Origin of the sequence: Actinomadura sp. 6N118 (assembly GCF_044326415.1) — a bacterium.
Classification (GTDB): Bacteria; Actinomycetota; Actinomycetes; order Streptosporangiales; family Streptosporangiaceae; genus Spirillospora.
The window spans coordinates 1-803 of record NZ_JBIRAZ010000081.1 but is presented as its reverse complement, the minus strand read 5'-3'; the positions used below and the strand labels follow the sequence as shown (position 1 = coordinate 803).

2 protein-coding genes are annotated in these 803 nt (G+C 30.8%); both read right to left on the bottom strand.

The window, feature by feature from the left end:
- A partial coding sequence (locus tag ACH34W_RS55470) for a hypothetical protein (protein ID WP_395969361.1) occupies nucleotides 1–287 on the bottom strand: 287 nt, incomplete at its 3' end.
- Nucleotides 284–803, bottom strand: a 520-nt coding sequence (locus ACH34W_RS55465) for a hypothetical protein (protein ID WP_395969360.1), incomplete at its 5' end; no start/stop codon positions are given. The genes ACH34W_RS55470 and ACH34W_RS55465, both read right to left, overlap by 4 nt.

Here is an 803-nt window from a genome sequence, read left to right as displayed (position 1 = left end):
ATTTTTCTACCATTTTCATTCACATAATAGATTTTGTATTTATCTTCTCTGTGTGATTCTATGAAGCCAGGGAGAAACCATCCACCTTGTGGAACACTATTATAAGACCATTCAACTGATTTTCTTTGACCAACAATATTATCAATCATTTTGTATGTTTCATTGTATTCAAGGCAATAATCAATAAAACATTTATTTTCAAAGGATACACACCTTGAATGCTCCAAATTTAGGCGACTGCCATTTGTATTTAATGCTTCTAAAATATCTGATTTACTAAACATCATTTTTCTTCTCCATAATATGCTTCTTGTTTTCCAAACTTTGGCATGTATTTGGGAATTTCAACCTTCACTTCTTCTGGAAATTCTTTTTTGGCATGGTCAAATTTTCCAGACTTCAAATTAGCTTCATATTCTAATTTTTTGATTTGGGCTTCTATCTTTTCTTCGTATTTCTCTTGATAGAAAACACAAATATCAACTTTAATAGCTTCACAAAACATTTCTCTTGCGTTATTAAGTTGTGGGATTTTGTAGTATCTACCAATCTTCGCATCTTTCCAGTTATCTTTATGGTTTTTTGGAAAATCAAACAATTCAGCTAGTTTTTTTGTGAACACTGCTGGTGGATTATCACGAAGAGTTTTATGTAAATCATGGTCTTTACAATACTTGACAAATCCATCATAAACCTTTTGTCTATTTACTTTTATTTCTTCGGAAATCCATTTTTCAGAAATCAATGATTCATCATCAAAAACTTCTAGCCACTCACATTCAAGATGTAGTAATTGGTTCAAG